Genomic DNA, 23,178 nt, shown 5'->3' on the forward strand with positions numbered 1-23,178 from the left:
CTCACTTCAATGCTTTCTCGATCGCCTTAGCCCAGGCGATGAGGTCGGAACCGCAGGCGTGGCACCAGTCGCGCAGTTGAAGCGCGTCCAGTTTGGACCCGCGTTCGGCCGCACTCACGAAACTTTGGGTGCGGCCTAGGCGATCGGCCAGTTCCACCTGTGTCAGACCGGCTTGCTCCCGCAGGCTACGAAGCACCCCGACGACGGCTTGGTGCTCGGCACGGTAGACCGATCGAACCGGAGCTTTCGAGGGGGAGCGGGTCGCCATGGCCGATGTCCAAAAAGAAAGGCGACTCAAAATCTATATCCAACAAGCGCTTATCGTAGTATCGATTACGCGTTTATCGACTATTATGCTAAGGAGCGGCTATCGACGTTACGCTGCGCCCGCCAGCCACCACACAGGGGTTCATCCATGAAATATCCGCACGTCGCCGCGTTCGCAGTCCTTGGGCTGATGGCGGCTGCCCTAACGTCTCAAGCCCAAGAATCAGGCTTCAAAGGTTTCCTGAAGCGCACGGCCGGCGCCGTCATGGGCCAGCCGACCGGGGCCCAGGGCGGGCCCACCAATGGGACAGTCAGCCCAGGAACAACGTCCACCGAGGGGCCGGTCTACCGCCCGGTCGCGCCCACCTCCGGCGCCACCTTCGAGGGCATCTTCCACGGTTACGCCGGGGCAGCCAACGTGGAACATTTTCCCCGCGTGGCGCTCACCTTCGTCACTTACGGGGCTGCGGAAGCCTGCTGGCGGACCAAGGCCACCATCTGGACCAGCGCCACCGCGCACACCGAGGAGACCTTCGACCTGTGTAACGGGGCGCTGATGATGAAGGACGACCTGGGCCGGACCACGGAACAGGCCGACCCCACGCTGTCGTTGATGCGGGTGATCGACGCGCGCCAATACATGGCCACCAACCGCTTTGTCACGGTGGTGGACGAGCGCACGACCGGCCCGAACCCCGCCCGCGTGCCGTTCCGACTCAACATCGCCACCAACGACGGCGGGGCGTTCATGCGCCAATACCGCTCGATCATCGCCCGGGCGATGGTGGTGTCCGGCTACAACGCTGGCGATCAGGGCCAGCTGATGTGGGTGGGCGGGTTCGACCCCGCCGGCAACCGCGATCGGCACGTGGACTGACGGCAAGGGAGCTTAGCCATGAGAATGAATACGTTTTTTATCACTTGGGCGGTCGTGACCGTGGTGCTGCTCTTCAGCGGTGCCCCGATGCTGATTGCGGCCGCGGTCGGTGCTTTGGCGGGGCTCCTCCTGGCCTCGCTCTTCGGAGGACGAAAAGCAGAGAAGGCCCCCACTGGCCTCTTTTACGCGCACGGGGAAGCCCCGCTCACGGCGACCTACGCCAGTAACAACATCGCGCTGGACCTTCCGAACCGCCGGCTTTGGTTGCGTGACACGTCGGGGCAGGCCCTGATTGTCCACCTCGATCACGTGGCGGCGTGGGAGCACACCTGGACGAACACGACCAACACGTATGGGACGGTCGGCCGTATCAAGAACGAGATGACGTTCCGCTTGCGCCAGCTCGATCGCCCGACCGTGCGAATCCGCTTCAGCCGACACAGCGATATGTTCAACGGGAATGCGAATCACGCGGAGGCCGAGGCGTGGCAGGCGAGGTTGACCACGTTGATCAACGGATGAGCTAAGGGGCGGGCACGCGGGCGCCCGCCCCTCGATCGATCAGAGCCCGTCAAATGTCAGGGGTTGTTGAACCAAAACTCGTGATTGTTGGCCGCATTGGCTGCCGCGTAAGGGTTGCTCTTGGCCAGCGCAAGCGCTTCGGCGGTGGTCTCCCCATCGTCGCCGGTTCCCTGGAGAACCCCCAAGGCCGTCATGATCGGAAAGTGGCTCATCTCGTGAAGCAAAATCGAGGCTTGCGAGACAGGCTTGCCCACCGGTTTGAGCGCAAAGAACGACGGGCAAAGCACCACCGAAACCTTCGAATAGTCCCCAAGGGCGATCGAGAGAATCCCGGGATGCTCGATGTGGGCGCGTGTGTCCGGCCCATATCCGTCACACTCATCGCAACGAATGATGGGAGGCTTGCCCAGGCCCAACTGGGTCGAAAGCCCGTAATGAATACTCATAACCCGGGCAGTTGCTCGCGCGTTGCCACTGGAGAGCGTCGCCTCGGGCGGCACCTCTGTGCGCGATCCGAACCATTTCCCCCAGCGTTCATCGGGGTGGTAGGTGATGCGCCCTTGGCCGTCGATCGTCGTGTTGTTGCGAACCGTGACCCATGCCGCTTCTTCCAAGGCTTTACCGGCATCGATCAGGCCTTGCGGTGAGAACGTTATCGGACACTCGACGGCGGCACTTGGGTGGACGCCTGGCCCGGTCAGGAGGGCCGTAAACGTCTCGTAGGGAGGCGTTGCGTGCGTAAACCAGACCTCTAAGGTGGGCGAGGGATCTGATTTGGCCCAACTTGTAGTCCCATTCCCGTCCAAGGGCTGGGATTCGAACTTAATGGGCTTGAGGGAAATGCGAGACACGCCTGGGCGGGTCTCGTAGTTGATGGGAATGTTGACGGTAAGAGTCAGGGCTTTTCCCGCCGGGATGCGAGTGTAGTCCGCTTTGTTGCGAGCCACGTCGACAATCTGACCGAGATAGCCGGCCTCTTCGCCGTCGGCGTTGACGACCTCAAAGAGGTCGTTCATCAACCTGCCCTTCCCGACCGTGGTGGGCATGTGCGTGACGAACACATAAGCATCGGCGTCGCCGTCGTTCAGCAGCTTCACGCGAACCAGTCCGTCCTCATTTCTTGCCGGATTTGCGGTTGTGATACTCGTGGTTAAATGGGGGCCGTGAGCAGCGAGGGCCGACATCATGGGCGCCAAGGCCAACACCAAGCCTAAGAGAACCTTTCTCATGGATAACTCCGTGTGGATCCCCTGCCATTAAGGCATACCACAAAAAGTTGAACTAGAAGGCTCCTCCACCCGGATTCTGGAACCGGCAGCACGCTGGCGTCGCGGAGCGCCAACGCCGTCGGGCTCTGGAGCTAGCTTCTTTGGCTGTGGTCGCCGCGCAACTGCGTAATCGTCGTATCGGCGTTGAGGGTTACCGAGGCTCGTGTGTCAACCAACGAGCAGCGAGCCATGTCAGTGCCTGTCCTGTCCTTTGGCTCACACAGCGGTCACTCGGAGCCGCCTCGCCGTCCAAACGGCCGAAAGACGGGCTTTTTCCTAGGTCAGGAAGACCACGCGGCGGGCGGCCTCCCTTGCTGCCCGCCGTTTCTTGTCATTTCAGTCAAGTGTCGCCCCGCTAAGAGAAGTGAACAACGCTCGCTGCCCCGATGGCGAAGGTCGCCGTCAGGCCAGCCCACGTCCACACGCGACGCTGAAGCGTGCGCATCGTCCCAGATATGGCAGGCATCAGCAGCGCGGAGATCCCTGATGTCATGGGACCGGGGCGACGCCCAAACCGACTCCGCACGGCCTCGTGTTCGCGCATGAGCAATAAGTAAGTCCGGCTTAATACGAACCACGACACGACCGCGCTTAGGGCAAGCAGCCAGAAGAGTGCGGTGAGGGGCGCGGCGGTCATTTGAAACGCAACAGCTTCGTGCGCGGTCCTACGGGCACGGCCACCAACCAGGTGGTCGCAGACAGCGCGCCGGCGACGATGCCCCACATCGTCGGCCGAACCAGACCCGATACATTCATCGGAATCGAGCCACGACCGAACAGTTCGGCCGTTTCAGTGCGAGTTGGCCTCATCGGTATGCGTTGATGGTGGGGGACGAGTGTGCCACCTGCCCCCTTGTCACGCTACAGAACATCCACGAATCCTCTACTGACGAGATCCGGCATTCCCGGCCGGTCGGCCCTGACAGAACGAGTATCCTCGGAAAACCCGACGGTCTTCCGACCCCGTCCCATGAGATGCGGGCCCGAGTGCGCTCACACCCGGACCCGCGGACGCAGTCACTGACAAGCCGCTGCTGATGCCCAACGTAGCGAAAGACGAAGACCTGTCAACCCGACCGGCCCGCGTCAGGCGCATCGGAGTTCCCCTTGACGTCATCAAGAAACCGTCCGCCCATCAAACTCCTTGATCCAGGCCACCATCGTGGCGATATCGGCCAGAAGGTCGTTGGGGTCGATGTCGGACGAGGGAGTCTCGTAGGACTGTGAGTGTTCGAACGCCGAGTATTTCGTCATCATCCCTTCGATGAGCTCGCAGTCCGCCCTGGTCACCGCAGAGAGACGGGTGAGCATGCCACCGGTCTTGATCTCGCGTCGGTATCGGACCACGACCTTGGCGCAAAGGTGATCTTCGACGGCCCGCTCCATGAGGATGCGGAAGTTGCTACAGGCGGCCTTTAGGCTGTTCTGTTGTTCGTCGTGATCCAGCTTGGCTGCGGACCGCACCTTGCTATCGAGCTCATTGAATCCCTTCTTGGGCGACTGGGCGAATACCTTGATCGTGGCCGGGACTCCGGCCTCGTGCCCGCGTCGATCGATCGCCACCACATCGACGACGACCCTCCCGCCCTTGGCCTCCGCTTGGGTCGCTGAATGTTCGATCAGCACGCCCATGGAAAGCCGGTGCGTGAACACGATGACCTGTCGGCTTTCGGCCAACTCAACCAGGCGCAGCGCCACCGCCTCCTCGAACCGCTGGTCCAAGGAGGAAATCGGGTCGTCAAAGATGACGGGCAACGATCGGTGGGTGCCCGTGACGTCCGCCAAAAAGGCCGCCAGCGCCACGACGCGCTGCTCACCCTCACTCAACACCTCCCGGCTCTTCACCTTAGCGTTCGTTTCCGCGAGACCGATGGTGAACGTGACCACGCCCTTCCCTTCCTGCTTGTGCGAGAGGCGCACCGGAATGTGGGTGCCACCGAGACGTGCCAGTTCGTGGTTGAAACGGTCGACGAAGCCGCCCGCCAGTTCGGCTTTGGCGATGGCGTTGCTGAAGGTGGTCAGGGCATTTGTCTGCGCGAGGCGTTCGGCATCTTCGAAGATCCCCAGCTGGCGTTTGCGCTCGACTTCTGCGAGGACCGCGTCCTGAATGGTCGATAGCCACTCTTGGCCCTGGAGATCGAGCAGCCGCGCTTCCTGGCACTTACGGCCCTCGGGGTCCAGCAACTGCGCCAGAGCGTCCCGCCGGGCAATGAGCGCGGCCTGGGTTTGAGCCACGGCAGCTTGGAACGGCGCCCAATCCACCGCGGTCACCACGGCATCGCCTGCCCGCAGGTTCGCCAGGCGCTGTTCAACTTGCTTTCCCAGCAGGTCCGCGGCCTCCGGTGTCATGCCGGTCGTGACGCCTATGCCGGGCCAGTAATCCGGGGCCAACGGGCCCGGGATGGCGGCGATGAGAGCATCCCGTTCCCGTTCGGCGGTGGTGGCGTCAGCCTGAAGCCGATTGGCGACATAGTCGGCAAAGTCCGCCATCCGCCGCTTGCCATCGTCCGCCAGCGGTTGCTGACAGAGGACACACCGGGAGCCCTCGTCCGTATTCGGGTGGACATGATCGGGGTAGGCCGTCTGGGCATAGGCCGCCGCTGCTGCCCAAAGCCGCAGCCAGGTTCCACCGCCGACGCCGGGCAAGGGAATCCCGGCAAAGAAGTCGCGACCGTAGTCCACGGCGGCCTGCCGGGCACCGGCCGCATGGGCCCGTGCCGCTGCTAGTCCTTGCGCCGCCGCGTCGTCGAACGTAAGGGCCCAGGCTCCCATCTGACCGCTCAAGTTCGCAAGATGGTTGATCGCTCCCACCACCTGACCGTGGGCCGTAGCCGGGTCCGCCTGGAGGAGCGCGGCCTCCAGGCCGATGCGCTCAGCCGCCTCTTCCGGGGTGAACTGGCATCCCTCGTTGACCGCCCGGAGGGTCGTTGCCGCGGACAGACTCTGATGAAAGCCCGCGGCACGGGTTCCGGCCAGCAGGGGCGGCACTGGCGGCAGCATGGACACCAACCGCTCACCTCGCTGTCGAAGTCGCTCGGCCACGTAGCCGGACACCTTGATCAGCGTGTTGACGAAGCGCATGGACCGCGGCAGATGAGTGGCGGTCGAGGCCCCTTGTCCCAGGTGGGCGGCGGTCGCGCTGTCGAAGACCGGAACAGAAGCCAACGGGCCAAATGTGCCTTGAGCCCCTTGCCAAGCGTGGTCGGCCACATTGACGTAGGGTGTGCCAGCGTGATCGCCGCTCTCCCTCAAACGCACCATGGCCGACACCGGCTCGGCCATACCGGCCGGGCCAAAAACGTTGCCATGAATGGGTTCTGCCGCCTTCGCACCGCACATCTGCTTGAGCAATCGGGCGTAGCCCGATTTGCCAGCCCCGTTGGGCCCGTAAACCACGGTGAGGTCGCCGCCTAGGTCGAGTTCGGCACGCTGGCCAAACGCATTCACGCCTCGGATGTGCCAAAGCCGCTGGATGCGGAGCTCTGGGCCGAGCGGAACGGCCTGGATGACGCCGGCGGCGAGCGAGGGATGAGACCCGGCGAGGGTGCCCGCCGCTTCGGCATGGCAATGGTCCGCCAATGCGTCCAGGGCAGCGTCGTCGGGCGGCCTCCCGGTGGTCACCAGGCCATGGGCCGCAGCCCGAAGCCAGCTCGGCCGGTTGTCCAGCCATGCCTCTACCGTGGCCGGCGGTGCGGCCTGTCCCTGTGCTGCCATGGGTGGTCTCCCTGTCGTTGCGCAAAGGATAAAGCGGCGAGGCACGACTGCCCAGACGCCTTCCAGTTGCCGATTTCGCTCAATGATTTTTCGCGCGCCGGAACATGTAATGGCTACTGTTCCGGAACCTCAATCGCAGGCCAATCGAAGGAATCGCCATGGCAGAAAAGAAAGTGGTATTCGTCGCATTCGCAATCGAAGACGAACGTCAAAGGGATTTTCTGAAGGGGCAGTCGTTGAGCCCGCGCGCGCCCTACGAGTTCATCGATATGTCGGTCAAGGAAGCCTACGATAGCGACTGGAAAGACAAAGTGCGCACCCGAATCCGTCGTTCTCACGGGGTCATTGTTCTGGTCAGTAAGAACTCACTTAACTCGACAGGACAGAAGTGGGAGATTGCCTGTGCCAAGGAAGAGAAGAAGCCCATCCGCGGCATATGGGCCTACTCCGACGACCGGACAGATCTAGCTGGCGTCCCTACCTATACCTGGACAGACAAGAACATCTCCGACTTCATCGACAGTCTCTAAGGAATGTGCCGTGAGGAAAGCACTGATTGTCGGGATCGACTACTACGACCACATCAGCGGGTTGAGTGGCTGTGTCAACGACGCGCACAGCATAAAGAATGCGCTCGAAAGGCATGCGGACGGCACTGTGAACTTCGCGACACCAATGCTCATGGTGTCGTCTGGATCCAGCGAGAAGATCACGCAGCAGGACCTCATGGAAGCCGCCAAAGCGCTTTTTGAAGACAACGCCGAAGTTGCGCTGTTCTACTTCGCTGGGCATGGGCATATCGAGGATGTTGGGGGATTTCTTTGCGGAACCGACTGTAAGACCGGAAACGACGGGTTCAGGCTTTCCGATCTCATTATGTTTGCTCGGAAATCACCGGCTACCAACAGGATCATTATCCTAGACAGTTGCCACAGCGGTATCGCCGGCAACGGCGAAGCTGACTCCAAGATTGCTGAAATCAGCGAAGGGATGACTGTCTTAACAGCATCAGCCGCCAATCAATATGCGATGGAAGTAGACGGTGGTGGCGCCGGGGTGTTCACCACGTTACTCGTAGACGCGCTCGGCGGAGCAGCCGCCAACCTTGTTGGTGATGTAACGCCCGGTAGTGTTTACGCACATATTGATCAGTCACTTGGCCCTTGGCAGCAGCGCCCAGTATTCAAAACCAATGTGAAATCGTTTGTATCGCTGAAAAAAGCCGCCGCTCCGATCCCGCTGGAAGATTTACAGGCACTGGCCAAACATTTCCCAACCGCGTCGCATCAGTTTCAACTCGACCCCACCTTCGAGCCAGAACGGGCGCCCAATGACACACACTCACCCCCGCCAAATCCGGCCAACACCGCAATCTTTGCGGTGCTCCAGCGTTACGCCAAAGTCAACCTAGTTCGGCCGGTCGAAGCTCCCCACATGTGGCACGCGGCCATGGCGAGCAAATCATGTGAGCTCACTGTCCTCGGACAACACTACCGTAAACTGGTCGAAGACAAACTCATTTAGGACGGTCATGACCGCCGAGCAGACTCTTGAGCAGATCCGTGAAGAACTGGCCGCGATCGAGCATGAGCGGTGGTCACATTGGCAGAAATATCTTCACGGGAAAGGCGTTTCACAGCCTGACGGGAGCATTTTGCTCCCGTCCGAACTCGTCTCAAAGTGGGAGCGTTTGATCGCCACGTCTTACGGTGAGCTGACCGAGAAGGAAAAGCAGAGCGATCGCGATCAGGTTGACCGCTATATTCCCATCATCGCTAAAGCACTATCCATAACGGACTAAACCGAGCGAATGCGTGGCGCTAGCGGTGAATGATCACGGTGGCGGGTTGTCAATGATCCAACTGCGCATGACTTCCTGAAGATAGTTCAAGCCGCGACCTCGTCAGCGCGAGCCACGCCGAACCGATCCCAGTGGCCCAGGGAAACCTGCTAGAGCCCGCGCGTTCCTGATCGACGGTCGCTGCTAAATGTGGATCGGAAAGCGCCATAAGGTTGCGTCACTTTGCCGCACCGTCGCTTGACCAGTCTCACGCAATTCGAGACAGTTCCAGCCGGGTAAAAACTTGAGGATCGTCCTCGAGTTAGCCCTGCCCCGGAAATAGGGCGCCGTCGATCTCTCGGGTTTCCGGGGGTGGTTGACGACCTCTCGGTTTCCGCTAGTTCTGGAGGGCTTTCCGCGCCTTCCCTCAACTACCGGACTCTTCGCCCATGACCTGATCTGACCTTCAGGCGGACAAAAAAAGAGCCGGGTGTCATCAGCACCCGGCTCCCGATCGCAGTGATTTGACAACCCGCTGCTACCCGAAAACCTAGGGCCGCCTCCCCCACCTGTCAAGCCCCTCACCCGGAGGGGCACGGGCATCTTTTGCCCGATCTTTGACCCGTCGCACGGAGTGCGATGGACCTCACACGGAGTGTTCCCTATGGCCCGACCGATGCTTAAGCAAATGGAGGCGCTGCGCCTCATCCTCACCACGACCCTCGGCGACCGCGACATCGCCGGTGCGGTCCGGCTGTCCCGCACGACGGTCACCCGCTATCGCCACATGCTGGCCGAGAAACAGCTGACCTGGAATGACGTCCGGGATCTTTCTCCAAAACGCATGGATGCGACGTTCAACAAACCCCACCGCGGCAACAAGGTCAAAGCGGAAGTGGATTATCCCGCGCTTCAGGACTTCCTGGCCGCGCATCGCATGTCACTCCAAGTCTGGTGGGAAACCATCTACCGCCCCGCGCACACTCCCTCTCATCGTTCGTATTCGAACATCTCTGCAGGGCTTCGGCGCTACCGCGCCACGATGCCCTCGGTGATGTATCAGAAGCATGTGCCAGGGCAAAAGGTCTTTGTCGACTTCATCGGCAAACGGCCCCACTTCATCGATCGCAAAACCCAGCAACGGGTTTACGTGGAGGTGTTCGTGGGCACCTTGGGCGCAAGCAACTACACGTATGCCACCGCCCTGCCGTCTCAGGCCGTGCCTGACTTCATCCGGGCCCATGCGCAGATGTTCGCGTTCTTCGGCGGCGTGCCCGACATGGTGGTGCCGGACAACCTGAAGTCCGCCATGACCAAAGCCGGGCCGGACGGCGAGATTCAGCGCAGCTACGAGGACCTGACCCGCCACTATGGCGTCGTGGCGCTCGCGGCGCGCCCCTACAAGCCCAAGGACAAGGGCAAGGTGGAACGGCAGGTCGGCATCCTGACCGATCGCATCATGTCCCGTCTGAACACGATGACGTTCTACTCGATCGAGGAACTCAACGCCCAGTTGGCGATCTTCCTCGACGAAGAAAACAACCGACCCATGGCCAACAAAATGCCCAGTCGGCGAGAACGGTTCGACGGCATCGAACGGGCGGCACTCCGGCCATTGCCACCCACACCCTACGAATACGCCGCCATCAAACCGAACGTGCGCGTGGATGCCGGCTACCACATCCTTGTGGACTATCACCGCTACTCTGTGCCCCACACCCTGGTCGGTCAACGCGTGGATGCGCGGATCACCGATACTAACATCGAGCTGTTCCACGACGGGCGGGTCGTCGCCCGACACACGCGCAGCCACGAGGTAGGCGGCCTCACGACGACCCCGAGCCACCAGCCGGACCACCACCGCGCGCAAGCCGAACGCACACCGGAAGCCCTGCGGGCCTGGGCAAAGCTGGCGGGTCCGGCCATCCATCGATTTGTCGAAAAGCAGTTCAACCAGGACCGCCCCTATCTCGGTTTGCGCCCAGCGGACAAGCTCAAAACCCTTGCGGGCAAATACGGTTCGGCCACCATCGACCAAGCGCTGGCGTCCTACTCCGATCTCTCCCACGTGACCGTTTCGGACCTGTCACGAAAGCTCTCCATCCAGGCCAAGGAAGGTGCCTCGACCGCTCGGCGTGCTCGCAATGCCGGCGGATCCCGATCCTTTACCGATGTGAGGTTTCCCCATGCGTCATCTTCCCCAACAACTTCGTGAACTTCGACTACCTGGCATGGCCGAGGCATTGGAGGCGTGGCATGCCACGCCCGCCAACGCCGACCGTGGCCAGGACGAACTCCTGGCCTATCTGCTCGACGCACACCGCCAGGCGTTGACCCAGGGTCGGTCCGAGGGCTTCTTCCGTCGAGCTGGCTTGGCCACCCATTTCAGCATAGCCACGTTTACACCCGGACAAGCAACCGGCCTGCTGCCCCAGCGCATGGACCACTTGAAGGGTCTGTCGTGGATCCCACGCGGCCAGTGTGTGGTGATCACGGGCCCGGCTCGCTCGGGTAAGACCCACTTGTCCGCAGGGCTGGGCCAAGAGGCGATGGTCCAGGGTGTGCGCACGCTGTTTGTCCAGACCCCGCGCATGCTGGAACGCTGTCTGGATATCGAGGAGCCATCCGCCTCCCGGAAGCGCTACCTCAAGCAACTGGGCACCATCCCCCTGCTGGTGATGGACGACTTTGCGACGGAGCACGCGAGCACCGAACGCACATATCTGCTGCGCCGGCTGCTGGACGACCGAAACCGCAAAGGGCTGCCGACGGTGGTGGCGTCAATCAATGACGTCGGCGACTGGGACGACTACTTCGAGGACGCCGCTGCCCGGGAGGGCATCTACGCCCGCCTGCTGGACCAATGCCACCGGATCGAGTTGAAGCGGCGACCACCAGCGGCGGCGCACCCGAAGGCAGGCCGCGGTTCCACACACAGGACCCGCGCAAAGGTCACAGCAGCAAAGCAGGCGGCCTCTTCCTGACCCAGTCCCAGGGTCCGCCCTATAGCCCCGGCATGCCGGGGCTTTTTTGCGCCCGACAGATCCGATTCTTCACCAACTGGCCGGGCTGGTCGCAGCTGTGAACCCACCTAGTCGCCTCGCAATCCGCTGCTGGTGGCCGCGAAACGCGGACAGCCTGTTGTGGCACGCCCGTCAGCGCGGGTGAGCACGAACACCATTATGTGAGTGGCGCCGGTGGATGAGCATGGGAAGACGCCGCGATAAAATCAATCACTTAGCAAGATTGGACAGGCTGATTAAGAATGGGCGGACAGATCGTGTAGCACATACATCTGTATGCGCTCCCCACTCTTGGCCACCATGCTCAAACAGAGTTACTCGGTTATCCAACAGCGTGTGCGGAGCCACCGAAGAGGTCGCCCGCGCCAGCCTCGGTCACATCGATCTCAATCGCTCCAGGGCAACGGTCATCTCGACGACCTTCTCGGCGATCAGCCGACTGGCGAGCCTGGCGAAGGGCTCCTGCTTTTCCTCTGGGATAAGGTCTCCCGGCTTCAGCCCGAATGCCGCCGCGGCTTCGGTCACCCCTTCCTCGATCAACCGTTCTCGGTGCCGACCTTCGGCGCGTTTCAGGACCATCGGCATCACCCGCGCATACACCGAAGGCCAATCCGTCAGGGCACCACTGGAGCCATCGAGGATCGAAGCAACCTCCATCTCATCGAGGTCTAGTTCCACTTCGAGCGCAACCTCTTCCCCCAGCGTCGGATCAATCGCATAGGTCTTCGATACGGCCGGGCCCGTGTAATCCCGGCTCAAGATCACGATGGAGCGCCACAGCCCAAAGTAGTCAACGTAGGCCAATGCCTGGCCACTCGCGGAATCTGCCCGAACACTCACACAGTGGAGGATTCGGTCATCTGGACGTGCCTTCACTAGGTCTCGGGCGAAGAAGAAGTCCACCGGAAGGGGGCCGTCAAAGGTCCTCAAGTAGGTCATGGCGACGTCGCATGCGTCGAGCGTCAACCCGAAGTTCACGGCGGCGGCCAGAGCCGTTTTAATCAGCGACGCACTGGCTTCGGGACCACCAAACACCAGACTGGTTTGACATGGGTTGTCGATGTAGTGGCGCGTCTTCGTGATCGTGGCCATCGCTGCTTCGATGTCTACCTCGGGATGCCGACGCTTGAAGCCTGCCAGATGCTGCCGAACCTCTGCCACCGACCGACCCGTAATGGAGATGTTGAACGTATTGCCGTCTGCGGTTTCGGCGATCGTAGGCCGCCGGAAAACATAGGCACCGTCCGACCGAAGCATCAGTTGCTCACCTTCCACCGTTGTAACGGCGACATCTGGTGCCTCCCCACGTTCACGCACCACGCCGACAATGGTGGATAACCAAGCCAGCTGCTTGGTGAGAACCGCGTCCCAGGAACCCCCTGCCCGACTGTTACACGACCGGCAAATGAACCCCGTCACAACCCAGCGCCCTCCGATCGCCTGCGGGATGACGTGTTCCGCCGAGTCATTGCCCGCATCCATGTCCCTGGCGCAGATGACACATTCGGCGTTGTTGTTCATTCCGCATTCCTGGGGAAGTGGTGGAGGTTTTACAGGTGGCGGGGCTGCGGCTGAACAGTTGTCGTCCTATGTTATTCGATCAATGGCAGCCTCCGGCCGGATTCGCGACATCAGTAGACCCAGCGTTGGGACTAGCTTGACACCAGGCCAGACGCCGCCAGGGTGCGGACAACCCACGTTGAGATAGCCATGAACGCCCATTCTGCTAACGAGCCCAAAACCGTGCGCCAAAAGGTGTGGGCCAGGGCCTTTCTCACCGCACTGCGTCGCCTACCTCCGCATCGAGCCGAGCAGGAGGCCAATGAGGCCGTCCGCATCTATACCTCGTATATGTTCGGGAGAACCAGACTCACCGAGGAGCTGGTCGCAGACTACCTTTAACGTGGAGGCTGCCTAACCCGGGGTTCCTATCTTTGCCCACCTTGGCACGACTCACCGACCAGTGAAGGCGCTGGAACGCCTGACGGATATGTCTCCGTCCCACGATATTCGCTCACCGATCCCTGGATGTCCGCTTGACAGATGGCAGATCATCGCTAGGTTGCGACGACCCGCCCGTGGATGTGCCATGACCGTCGCCCCCTCTCTTCAAAAAAAAACAGCCTTGGAAAAGATTTGGCTGACTGCTTACCTACGCGCTCTGAAGCGGCTACCACCTCTTCTAGCGGAACGTGAAGCCGATTTGGCAGCCAATATCTTTCACAAACGATTCTCGCCGCTGCCGTCTATCAAAGATGCGATGGCGTCGGGATTCCTCGATGTCTAGCTGCCACCGTAAGTTCTACGACTCCTTGTTGGAATGTTCGATTCAAGATTCGCTGCCCTACGTTCTTCCTCTTGGAGCCGGTTACGCCATTCGTCTTTGTCGTCCCGGCTCATTGCGACCACCTCCGCTTGGACGCGGCGCGTGGCATTTGGCGCGGATTTGGGACTCGGCGTAACCATGTCCTTCAACTCGGCAGTCGTCGTGACAACCCTGAAGAATCGCCCTGACGAAGACATGATGACGGCATGAAGTGGCTCGGGCTGACTGCCAAATCGTGCGCACAACTGTTGAATGTAGTTGCTCATCTCGGCAAGCTCCAATCCCCAACGCGATTCGGCGTAGATCGTCTCGCCCGGTGCATCTCGGTCAATGAAAAACGTCCGACCGGCCCCTTCGTATAGCAAGGAAAGGGGCACGTGAAGGCGAACGTAGCGTTTTTCAGGCGCCGCCTGGAAGAAGCCTGGTCGGATGGCGTTGCGGTAACGCTCCGTGATGTGCTCACCGCCTTCCTCGGTCCATAGGTCCAGGCATCCCAAGATGTAGGGAGTCACGACCACTTGGTTTCGAGCCTTGATCAGGTCGCGCCAGGACGCCTTATGCGGAGGCATCCACGCCTCGGCAACGTCGTCCTCATTCAGCTGATCGTCATCGTATTCTTCAGCCCAATAGGCCAAGAAGTGCCCTCGAAGCGAACGGTCGACCAGAGCGTTCCAACCGGAAGGCCGTTTGGGCCCGTAAACGCATGCGTGTAGCGCCAGAAATGCTTTCTTCTTATGGCCGTCTTCCGCGTTCTTCGTGTTCCACTCGTCCTCGATGTCTTCCCGCTCTGCTTTTACTTCGAAAAGAAAAAATCGATCATCTGTCACATCAACAAGATCACCAAGCTTTTGCTCGGCGTTACCACTCATGTTGAGCTGGGGCATCGGGTAACCTGTTATTGGAGCGCCACGTCGCAGCGCATGAAGCCACTTCTCATCTCGGATGACGGTAACGATCGTATCTTCCCAGAGCTTTGCCATCGCTTTTCCCTCGTGAGTGGTCGCTTGGCGAGTTTAGACGCTTGGGAACATAAAACCGCTGCGCAGCCAAGACCTCATGGCCCAGAGCGCCTTACTCTGTAGAGATGCGCCGTCATTGACGCGGCCTGCGGGGCCACCCGCAACGCCGCGCCATCGCCATGAAGGCGCAGCGCCAGATGCGCGATCAACTGACTGACCGTTTCCCTTGCCCTCAAACGAACGGCCCCTGTCCGGTCGAGCTCCCGTCCCAGCAGATCGGACACTTGAATCCCGATTGGCATCGCCGCCGGCACGCCGACCAGGTCTACCCGCAGATTAACCGCCCTGCCCGCCCGTTCGCTGCCTTCGATCCGGATGGCGGTCCCAGCGGGACACCACCCGCGGAGCAACCGCGCGGCCAGTTCTGGATCCGGGCACAGCGTCATCAGCCACCCGGCCGTGGACGCAAACGGGGCCGACCCTCTTGGTGATAGGCGACCGCCGGTTCGGGCGGCGCAGGCTGCTCGTCATCCGGCGCCGGTGGCATCGCTTGCTCGACCCACGGACGCTGATCCGTCGACGCCGTGGTCAGGAGGACGGACGCCGCTCCGGGATCCAGTGCGCTCAGGTGAACGAGGCCCTGTTCGAGACGCACCTGGGCCTTTGCCTGGAGCCGTTCGAAATGCTGGAGCCGGCGCAGACTCGCTTCATCTTGGGCAGCAGTGCGGCGCAACTGGAGCTGGGCTTCCTTCAGCCAGCTCCGCTCTTGCGTTTCTCGGCGCTCCAGCTCGTCCAGGCGCGGGGGCCGAGCGGCGCCCATGAGCCCCCGGAAGCGCAACCGCCACCGATGATCACGCAACCAGCCCTCCAAGGCGGCCACAGCGGCGGCGTGGCGCAGGCCGAGGTCATCCATGTCCCGTTGGGCTTGCCAGTGCGCCAGGCTGGTTCGGCGGCGGGAGTCGCGCATTGTTTCAAGCCGAGGCACCACACCGACCAGAATGGCCAGAACCCGCTGGATTCGGCGCATGACCGCCAGCAGCTTCACGAAGCTGGCTCGGGTCGTCACCGTGGGCGCGGGCAGCGCCGCCGCAAATCGGTCCACCAGAGCGGCGTGCGCTCCCTGATCGGTGCCGCGCGCCTGGGCATCGCGGATTTCGTCGGGCGCGTCCGCATACGCCTTCATGACCTCCCGCATTCGGTCAGCCTGCGCCTGCCGGTGCTGGATGGAGGCCAACTCCCCGTCGGTCAGTTCGGCTAGCGGAGCAGGCATCCGGATCTGCCGAATGAGGTCCCCTTCGTCAGTGAAAAGACCACGCCGTTCCTTTGCCGCAGCCGCTTGGCTGACCTTGGGTTCTCGCTTCTTATCGATGCCTAGGCGAACATAGGACCGATGATCTCGGTCCGGCGTCAGGCCGGCTTCGGCGAGGTGACTGTTGGCGATCTCGGCCCAACGCGCGTTGAGCATTTCCACCACCGGTCCGGAAGTCTTCTTGTAGGCCAACTCCGTGAACTTTTCACCCAAGCCCAGCGCGGTCGGTGGGTCACCTTCGCCAGTCCAACACTGAATCTTTCGGGTCGGAAAATACAAATGGGCATGAAACCCCACGGCGCCATCGCGCTTGAGTTCACCAACAACATCGCGGTCGTTGTCCCGATGAAGACCCATTGAGACCGGTGTCTGAAGGACCGTGGAGATGTAGCGTGCCATGTCCTCTGCCAGGTCACCCGCCTGTTGGTCGGAGAGCCCAATCGGGATGGGTATCCGAAAATCCCTGGCTAGCTGGGAGTCCTTGCGCTTTTCGTTCGATTCCACGGCGTTCCACAGCACGTCGGGATCAGTCGCCCAACCCGGCGCACCCGGAGGCGCCACGGTGAGCGTGCGGACGATCTCATCGCCGCGCTCTCGCCGGCTGTAGTCGTGAATCAGGCCGGTCCGCCGGTCGACCAGACGGATGCCGAGGCGGTAAGCCGCGCCAGCGACTGACGATTGGCCGTGACCGCGCGTGTGGGTAGAAAGGTGGGGGCGAGCGTGGAGCGGCATGGCTTCTTCCTTGAAGCGCCGGCACGTGATGAGCGCACCGGGGAGTCCGTGGGATGGTCAGCGGGTTGTCAGGTGCGGACCGACCTTCTGCCGATCCGCTCGCCCCCACGGGCCCTAATCAAGCGGAACGAAAATGAATGTCAATGGGTAGAGGCCATGATTCTTCAGCCTGGCCTCCCGATGGGAATCTGATCTCGATCAGCCTTCGAGTTCACTTGAACAGACGCTCCGCCAGCACCGCCTGGCATCGGCTGGCAAACGTCCAACCGATCCACATGGGAATGGAGAAGAACGCCAGTAGCCCAAACACCAGAAATCCCTTCCAGCCCCACTTCTCAAGCGGAAGGCTGTTGCCGATGGAGACCGCCTCGGGGGCAACGTTGTAAACAATCGACGCCAGCCAGGCGAACCCCAGGAATGACAACGCCCCCCAAACCATCAACGTCATCGTCGAACGTGCCGGCAGGCGGCTTGCCCGCGTCGGGACCACGGAGGGGTTGATCCCGGGAGCTCGGTTGGCCTCGCGGACGCGGTTGCGTTTCTTGGAACGGGGACGGGACGACATGGAACCTCCGATGGGCGGAATGTGCTTGGGCCATGCCATCGGTTGGGTCGGCGAAAAGTTGAGCCAACTTTTGTGAGCCGTCCGGCCTCTAGCCGAAGGCTGTCGTTGATCGACGCGGCGTGTTGTCACGACAACACATAAGACGCGCACCTTGCCTCGCTCTTGCTCATGCTGTCGCTTCAGTGGTTCCATCAGGCCGCCAGATGCGGCCGGTCTGTATGCGCACCCAGCCGGCGGCTCTACCACTCACCGTTTGCGCGAGGGAATGCCATGTCCGTCACCGATCGACTTGTCGGATTCATCACCGAAGAGGCCCCCAGCGCCATCGCCGTGGTCGGCAAATGGGGTCAGGGGAAGACCTACTTCTGGCATCAGACTGCGGGGCAACACGCCATCGCAGCCCAGAAAACTCGGCCCAACTATGCCTATGTTTCCCTGTTCGGGATCAACTCTCTGGCCGACCTGCGCATCGAACTGGCGCAAAAGATTCGACCCGTCGAGCACATGAAAGACGACACCTTTGCTGCCCTACTCGGCACCTCCGATCAGACATTGACCGAACGGGTGAAAGATCAGGGTTGGCGAAAGCGGCTCCGCCAGTCAGCCACTGTCCGTGGCAAGGCCCTTGCCGACATGGCCACAGGCGCTGGCGTGGGGGTGCCGCATATCGGAAACCTCGGCCCCCTCTACCGGGGCTGGGCCTACAGTCGCGTCAAGGATGCCTTGATTTGCCTCGATGATCTCGAACGTCGCGGTGCCGGCCTGGCCCTCAAGGATGTCCTGGGACTTGTCTCGCAGCTCGTCATCGAGCGCAAATGTTCGGTGGTCGTGATCTTCAACGATGGCGCCTTCGATGAGGGCGACAAAACCATTTGGGAAGCCAACCGCGAGAAGGTCTTTCTGGGAGAGGTGATCTACACCGCGACTCCCGAGGTATGCGCGGGCTATATCTTCAAACCGGATCCTGCCGAAGGAACCCTCCATGGCTTCGCGAAGGATGCGGCCCTGGACCTGCGGTTGACCAACGTGCGCATCATCGAAAGGGTCAAGCTGGCCTGCGACCAAATCTTACCCGCGCTGAATCCAGACCTGCTGGACGCCACGAGGCGCAACATCGCGCGCTGCCTCGCCTTATATATCTACATGGTCGCCGGCCAGGGCGAAGGCGCACCACCGCCGTATCAAGGCACGAAGTCATCCCTCATGCGCACCGTCGAACGGATGTATCCCCGACCCGAAGCGGCGCCACCCGATCCCCGACAAAAGGGCTGGGATGACCTCCTCGGGCGCTACAACTTCCATTTCCATGGCGAGCTCGATGAAGCGTTGATTGATGCCGTGAATCAAGGCTTCCCCGATCTAAAAACGATCACTGCCGCTGCCGATGCCTATGATCAGAGCATGCGGACCCAGGATCTGGATGAGGAGTTCAACCGCACGTGGCGCCTATTCCACGACACGTTTGCGGACAACGGTGAAGAAATCATTGCCCGAATGTCGGATTCTTTCTTTCGACTCATCACCACAACGTCACCAACTAATGCGGATAGCACCATCCGTCTCATGCGAACGCTGGGAGACGATGAGCTGGCGTCCCGCATGATTGACGAATGGATTGCTACTCGGTCCACGGAGGAACGCTGGAAGGAGCTTTCCAAGCGTCAGGTCGAAATGTTCAACCCGATCAAGGACCACGCCTTCGCCGACGCCATTGCGGACGCTTACGCAGCTTGGGTAAAACAAACACGTCCATCGTTCGAAGAACTGTTGGATGCCCTGCGGCAAAACCAGTATCTCCAGACCGAAGACATGACCATCTTGGCCGAGACACCGGTGGAGGATTACGTCTCCTATATCCTCCAGCATCCCGGTGAACATCTCCATCAAACCATCACCTCGGTGCTTGAACTCTACGAAGACGACCAGGATCCTAATCGCGCCGTTGCGCGAGGTCGAATGCGCACTGCGCTCGAACAGATCGCAGCGGCCAGTCCCCTCAACAAAGTCCGGGTCAAGTGGAAGTTCGAAATCAGTCCACCTGACGCCAACTGACATTCATGATTCGACGGCTACGGGATCCTCTTCGCAATGGCGGGGGAATCTTCCACGGCCAGCTATTCGGGTCGCCCGGCCATCGACTTGACTCCTTTCGAGATTGAGCTACGTCTACAGAAATGTCAGAGAGAGCCCTCATGGTTCGTTACGTCGAAATCACCTTCTGGGTCGTTTGCGGCCTTTACATCGCCTATTCGACGTGGGCGATCGCGTTCCGATCAGACAACGCCCGCAAGAAGAAAAACCACCCAGAAGAACACGACCGCGGCGACCACGATGGCCGCCTCGACGGTGATCAGTTTCATCAACCTTGACAATGCGGTATTCGAGCTCACCTGCCATCGGTTGTATGCCTGATCGCCCAACCATGCGGCGCCAACGCCAAATGCCAGCCAGAGCACCATGGCCAGCCAAAATGGAACGGCATGACTCTCAAGATTGGGGTGAATGAAGATTAGTTCGCCGGCGAACATGCTAAGGACGCCGGTCGTGACAAGAGGCTTTGGAGCCACCGATCTCTCCTTGAGGACGGCGGTCACTGACGCAAAGCGCAGCAGCGGCCATTCGAAAAGAATAGTGACTATCTCTGCCCGCTCTGTCAGTCGGGGAACCCCTACGAGGATTCGGCAAACGGCCAGCGTTCGTTACGCCATAGCGACTCTTCCTAATACCACTTCAGGACCGCGGATTGCCGCCCGTGATCCCGTAAGTTTGCGTAGCTACGGCGGCCGTCCCACCCGATACACCAGGCTTGCCGGCACCGCATCATCGAGCGTGCCCACCTGGGTCATGCCGACCTTCTCCAGCACCCGAATGGACGCCGTGTGCGCTGGCCGCACGAGGCCGTAGACCTCGGCCAGTCCTAGCTCGTCAAAGGCCCATCGCAGGGCGGCAATCGCCAACTCCGTCGCCAGTCCCCTGCCCCATGCCTCCACCGCAAACCGGTAACCCAGGTTTGGCAAGAGCCGGTCGCCGTAGGCCAACCGAGACAGTCCGCCAAACCCGATGAGGGTCTCCGGGTCCGAGCGCTCGCTGACCGCCCAGGGCCCGAATCCCACGTCGCTCCAGTCCGATAGCCAGCGCTGCAGGAGTTGATTGGCCGCCTCGTGATCGGGCAGCGGGCCCGAGGGGTTAAACCGCTGCGTGGCGGGATCGCCATAGATGGCGAACAGCCGTGCGGCGTCCTCACGCCGCACCGGCCGCAGACGCAACCGAACCGTGTTGAATGATCCGACCTCGGTCATGCGCCTAATCCAGCAAGGTCAAGGGACGTCGGCCGCGGTGGTCCCTCGTTCGATCATGGAAACGGAGAATCAAGATGGTGATCCCCACGGTGTAGACCAGCGTCCACACCTGGGCCATGAGTTGAAGCAGCGACGGGGCCATGACTGCTCCTCAATCCGTCGCGCTATTGGCGTTGGCCGGGCGCACCACGAAGGAGGCATCCAGATGGCTGCCATCTTCGAAGGTCAGGCGGATCGGCACCCGCTCGCCCACCGCGATGGGCTTGGGCGCGTCGGACAACATGACGTGGTAACCGCCCGGCGAAAGGGCGACGGACCCGGCCGGTGGGATCGGCAGACGGTCCACCATGGCCATCCGTCCCATGCCGCCGCTGGTATCGCTCTCATGAAGCATCACATCGCCATACCTCGGGCTGCTTAGCTCCGTGAGCGTGGCCACCTCGGACCCATCGTTGCGCAGCGTCGCATACCCACCCGCCGGCAGGGATCCCGGCAGCAACCGAATCCACCCTTGGCTCACCTGGACATGGTCCGCTTGCGTGGCGCTTGCGGCCCCCGCGGCCAAGCCCAGACCGACCGTCACCACACCCATCCATCGAATCTTCATCGTGCGCTCCTCACGTTAGCATTCTCAATCGAAGGGGCCGTCAGGCCCAACACGTGCCGTGCCGCCGGGAACCGTCGGAGCACGATGCGCTCGACGACCACGACCAGCACCAACGTTGCCCCCAACAAGGGCAACAGCACGCCCAACACGCATACCAGCGCCACGACGACCACCGGCGAGCGGGCCTTGGCGTGCGCGGCGGGGGCGCCCAACGTGCCTGCCGGCCGGCGGCGCCACCACAACACCACCGAGCTCACCGCCATGGTCAGCAGGCCCAGGGCCGACACGACCCCCAGCACCTGATTGAGCGGCGCAAACAGTTGCCCCTCGTGGACCGCGACGCCGTAGCCGATGAGGCGATCCAGCAGCGGCCGATCGGCGAAGCGCACCTGGGAAACGATGGCCCCACTGGCGGGGTCCAGTCGGGCCTCGACCCGCTGCGGGCGATTTTGGGTGTCCGTGCGCGCAGACCAGGCTGGGGTGAGTTTGGACGGCGGGCTGATCAACACGGGTGCCGGCCAGCCCAACTTCGCGACCGCCGGCACCAGGTGGTCCAGCGGGCTGTAGGCATCGGGGTCCACCCTTCCCGTCTCGGCCATCGCCCCCATGCCCGCCATGTGGGCATGCTCATCGGCCACCGGGGTATTGGCCGCTCGGTTCGTCTGCCGCTCGGCGGCACTGCCGATCGTCCAGTCCTGGGCCACGACCGACTGCGCGTAGGTCTGCCGCACCGTCTTCAGCATCCCGCCCCACGACTTAGACCAGGGCAACCCCGACACCAGCAGGAACAGCGCCATCAACGAAATCCAAAACCCGGTGACCGCATGGAGGTCCCGCCAGAACACCCGACCCCCTGCCCCGAGCCGAGGCACCAGGACGCCCCGAAGCCGGCCACCCCGGGGCCACCAGAGGTAAAGCCCCGTCAGCAGCATCACGATGGTCCACGAGGCGGCCAGTTCCACCAGCATGGACCCCGGCGTGCCGGAGAGCAGTTCGCCGTGGAGGTAGAAAATCACCCGCATGAAGCGGTCGTTTTCGTCCACCACATGAAGGACCTGGGCCGTCGACGGGTCCACGAACACGCGGATCACCCGGGGCCCCTTGCCGATCAGGATGCGCGTGGCCTGGTCGGACGTCTGGGGCAGTTCGTAAGCGTTGAGCACCCCGCCCGGCACCGCGGCCAGGGCCGCGGCCACCTGGACAAACGGCGGCTGGGCCGGCCCGTGCGCTACGTGGGCATACGACCGCTCCAGGAACGGTTCGATCTGGGGCTTGAACAGGTAAATCATCCCGGTCAGGGACAGCCACACGATAAACGGCAGGCAAAAGAGGCCCGAATAAAAATGCCACCGCCAGATCATGCGGTAGGTCGCGCCGCGCGGCGGCGGCGTGGAAACGCTCATAAGTCACCCATGCGATCGAGGGCCAGCGGCCCGTGCCCCGCGTCGACGGGGTTCCGTGGGGCAGCCAAGCCGCCCCGCTCGATCACACGGCGGGCGGCCCGCGCCCCTGCCGAATCCGCCACGGCGATCGCCCGATGCTTGGAACCCGCGCCGCGCGGCGGATGACGACCGGCAACGCAGCCGCCAACCAGACCAGCACCGCGGAGGCCCCCAGCCACGGGCTCTGGGCGAGCCAGACGCAGTAGGCGCAGGCATCCAACGAGGCATCGGGCGGCGGCGGCCCCCCGTGGCCCACGCACCAGGCGCCCAAGCTTGGCACCGCGTCCCACGCTTGATGGAGGCGCGAGGCCACGGGCACGACCAAGGCCAGCCCCAAGGCCAGCCAGGCCAGGACCGCCATCGGCCTGCGTGTGCGCACCCGCCTCACCCTCGCTCACCCCAAAGTCTGGACCCGGGTCCAGATCATGGCATAGTGGGCAGGTCTCCACGCATCCCGGCGCGGCAACGTGCCACAGCGCCGGTCGCCG

22 protein-coding genes are annotated in these 23,178 nt (G+C 62.1%); 9 read left to right on the forward strand and 13 right to left on the reverse strand.

Translation table 11 applies throughout. From position 1 onward, the window contains the following. Position 1: 1 nt before the first annotated feature. Complete coding sequence (locus tag VI08_RS01820) at positions 2-268, reverse strand: helix-turn-helix transcriptional regulator (protein WP_045827831.1); 267 nt, start codon at positions 266-268, stop codon at positions 2-4. Positions 269-415: 147 nt separating this feature from the next. Here VI08_RS01820 and VI08_RS20680 point away from each other — a divergent pair, with 147 nt between their 5' ends. Beyond that, a complete protein-coding gene (locus tag VI08_RS20680; RefSeq protein ID WP_052697623.1) occupies positions 416-1,144 on the forward strand; it encodes a hypothetical protein in 729 nt (242 codons plus the stop codon). Between the two features lie 18 nt (positions 1,145-1,162). Then, a complete protein-coding gene (locus VI08_RS01830) occupies positions 1,163-1,666 on the forward strand; it encodes a hypothetical protein (RefSeq protein ID WP_045827832.1) in 504 nt (167 codons plus the stop codon). 56 nt (positions 1,667-1,722) lie between these two features. On the opposite strand, the gene VI08_RS01835 is transcribed toward VI08_RS01830, so the two are convergent. Next, positions 1,723-2,763 carry a M35 family metallo-endopeptidase gene (locus VI08_RS01835; RefSeq protein ID WP_198148815.1) on the reverse strand — a complete coding sequence of 347 codons (1,041 nt, stop codon included), beginning with the start codon at positions 2,761-2,763 and terminating at the stop codon, positions 1,723-1,725. A 1,287-nt stretch (positions 2,764-4,050) separates the two neighbouring features. Then, entirely contained in the window at positions 4,051-6,648 is a 2,598-nt protein-coding gene (locus tag VI08_RS01845; protein WP_045827835.1) for an AAA family ATPase, read from the reverse strand. 158 nt (positions 6,649-6,806) lie between these two features. On the opposite strand from VI08_RS01845, the gene VI08_RS01850 reads away from it, so the two are divergent. The 5 genes from VI08_RS01850 (at position 6,807) to VI08_RS01870 (ending at position 11,412) form a co-directional block, all read left to right on the forward strand. Then, on the forward strand, positions 6,807-7,178 hold the full coding sequence (locus VI08_RS01850; protein WP_045827836.1) for a TIR domain-containing protein: 372 nt from the start codon (positions 6,807-6,809) through the stop codon (positions 7,176-7,178). Positions 7,179-7,188: 10 nt separating this feature from the next. Next, entirely contained in the window at positions 7,189-8,172 is a 984-nt protein-coding gene (locus VI08_RS01855; RefSeq protein ID WP_045827837.1) for a caspase family protein, read from the forward strand. Between the two features lie 7 nt (positions 8,173-8,179). Beyond that, positions 8,180-8,449: a hypothetical protein gene (locus VI08_RS01860; RefSeq protein ID WP_045827838.1), complete on the forward strand. Its 270-nt coding sequence runs from the start codon at positions 8,180-8,182 to the stop codon at positions 8,447-8,449. A gap of 643 nt (positions 8,450-9,092) precedes the next feature. Next, positions 9,093-10,643 (forward strand): IS21 family transposase, encoded by a 1,551-nt coding sequence (istA, locus tag VI08_RS20685; RefSeq protein ID WP_052697624.1) that lies wholly within the window; start codon positions 9,093-9,095, stop codon positions 10,641-10,643. Positions 10,644-10,659: 16 nt separating this feature from the next. Beyond that, positions 10,660-11,412, forward strand: a complete 753-nt coding sequence (locus VI08_RS01870) for an ATP-binding protein (protein ID WP_045827839.1) — start codon at positions 10,660-10,662, stop codon at positions 11,410-11,412. A 414-nt stretch (positions 11,413-11,826) separates the two neighbouring features. Here the strand turns inward: VI08_RS01870 and VI08_RS01875 are convergent, their stop codons facing one another. Then, positions 11,827-12,972: an HNH endonuclease gene (locus tag VI08_RS01875; protein ID WP_052697625.1), complete on the reverse strand. Its 1,146-nt coding sequence runs from the start codon at positions 12,970-12,972 to the stop codon at positions 11,827-11,829. 568 nt (positions 12,973-13,540) lie between these two features. On the opposite strand from VI08_RS01875, the gene VI08_RS21595 reads away from it, so the two are divergent. Further along, the gene (locus tag VI08_RS21595; protein WP_157006241.1) at positions 13,541-13,738 is read left to right on the forward strand and encodes a hypothetical protein; all 198 of its coding nucleotides are present in this window, start codon (positions 13,541-13,543) and stop codon (positions 13,736-13,738) included. Here VI08_RS21595 and VI08_RS01885 read toward each other — a convergent pair. The 4 genes from VI08_RS01885 to VI08_RS01900 all read right to left on the reverse strand — a co-directional run bounded on the left by VI08_RS01885 (position 13,735) and on the right by VI08_RS01900 (position 17,342). Beyond that, on the reverse strand, positions 13,735-14,757 hold the full coding sequence (locus VI08_RS01885) for a hypothetical protein (RefSeq protein WP_045827841.1): 1,023 nt from the start codon (positions 14,755-14,757) through the stop codon (positions 13,735-13,737). The genes VI08_RS21595 and VI08_RS01885 overlap by 4 nt on opposite strands. A 74-nt stretch (positions 14,758-14,831) precedes the next feature. Continuing rightward, positions 14,832-15,182, reverse strand: coding sequence for a hypothetical protein (locus VI08_RS01890; protein ID WP_045827842.1), 351 nt, complete (start codon positions 15,180-15,182; stop codon positions 14,832-14,834). Continuing rightward, a complete protein-coding gene (locus tag VI08_RS01895) occupies positions 15,182-16,777 on the reverse strand; it encodes a MobA/MobL family protein (RefSeq protein WP_045827843.1) in 1,596 nt (531 codons plus the stop codon). The genes VI08_RS01890 and VI08_RS01895 overlap by 1 nt, the downstream gene beginning before the upstream one ends. 211 nt (positions 16,778-16,988) lie before the next feature. Beyond that, positions 16,989-17,342, reverse strand: a complete 354-nt coding sequence (locus VI08_RS01900) for a hypothetical protein (protein WP_157006244.1) — start codon at positions 17,340-17,342, stop codon at positions 16,989-16,991. A 270-nt stretch (positions 17,343-17,612) separates the two neighbouring features. On the opposite strand from VI08_RS01900, the gene VI08_RS01905 reads away from it, so the two are divergent. Further along, a complete protein-coding gene (locus VI08_RS01905) occupies positions 17,613-19,394 on the forward strand; it encodes a hypothetical protein (RefSeq protein ID WP_045827845.1) in 1,782 nt (593 codons plus the stop codon). Between the two features lie 221 nt (positions 19,395-19,615). Here the strand turns inward: VI08_RS01905 and VI08_RS01910 are convergent, their stop codons facing one another. The 5 genes from VI08_RS01910 to VI08_RS22480 all read right to left on the reverse strand — a co-directional run bounded on the left by VI08_RS01910 (position 19,616) and on the right by VI08_RS22480 (position 23,051). Next, positions 19,616-19,870 carry a hypothetical protein gene (locus tag VI08_RS01910; RefSeq protein ID WP_157006247.1) on the reverse strand — a complete coding sequence of 85 codons (255 nt, stop codon included), beginning with the start codon at positions 19,868-19,870 and terminating at the stop codon, positions 19,616-19,618. 246 nt (positions 19,871-20,116) lie between these two features. Beyond that, a complete protein-coding gene (locus VI08_RS01915; RefSeq protein WP_045827847.1) occupies positions 20,117-20,641 on the reverse strand; it encodes a GNAT family N-acetyltransferase in 525 nt (174 codons plus the stop codon). A 151-nt stretch (positions 20,642-20,792) separates the two neighbouring features. Then, entirely contained in the window at positions 20,793-21,248 is a 456-nt protein-coding gene (locus VI08_RS01920) for a copper chaperone PCu(A)C (protein ID WP_045827848.1), read from the reverse strand. Then, the gene (locus VI08_RS01925; RefSeq protein ID WP_045827849.1) at positions 21,245-22,651 is read right to left on the reverse strand and encodes a PepSY-associated TM helix domain-containing protein; all 1,407 of its coding nucleotides are present in this window, start codon (positions 22,649-22,651) and stop codon (positions 21,245-21,247) included. The genes VI08_RS01920 and VI08_RS01925 overlap by 4 nt, the downstream gene beginning before the upstream one ends. Positions 22,652-22,733: 82 nt before the next feature. Next, entirely contained in the window at positions 22,734-23,051 is a 318-nt protein-coding gene (locus VI08_RS22480; RefSeq protein WP_045827850.1) for a DUF2946 family protein, read from the reverse strand. Between the last annotated feature and the right edge of the window lie 127 nt (positions 23,052-23,178).

The organism is Luteibacter yeojuensis (assembly GCF_000964085.1).
Classification (GTDB): domain Bacteria; phylum Pseudomonadota; class Gammaproteobacteria; order Xanthomonadales; family Rhodanobacteraceae; genus Luteibacter; species Luteibacter yeojuensis_A.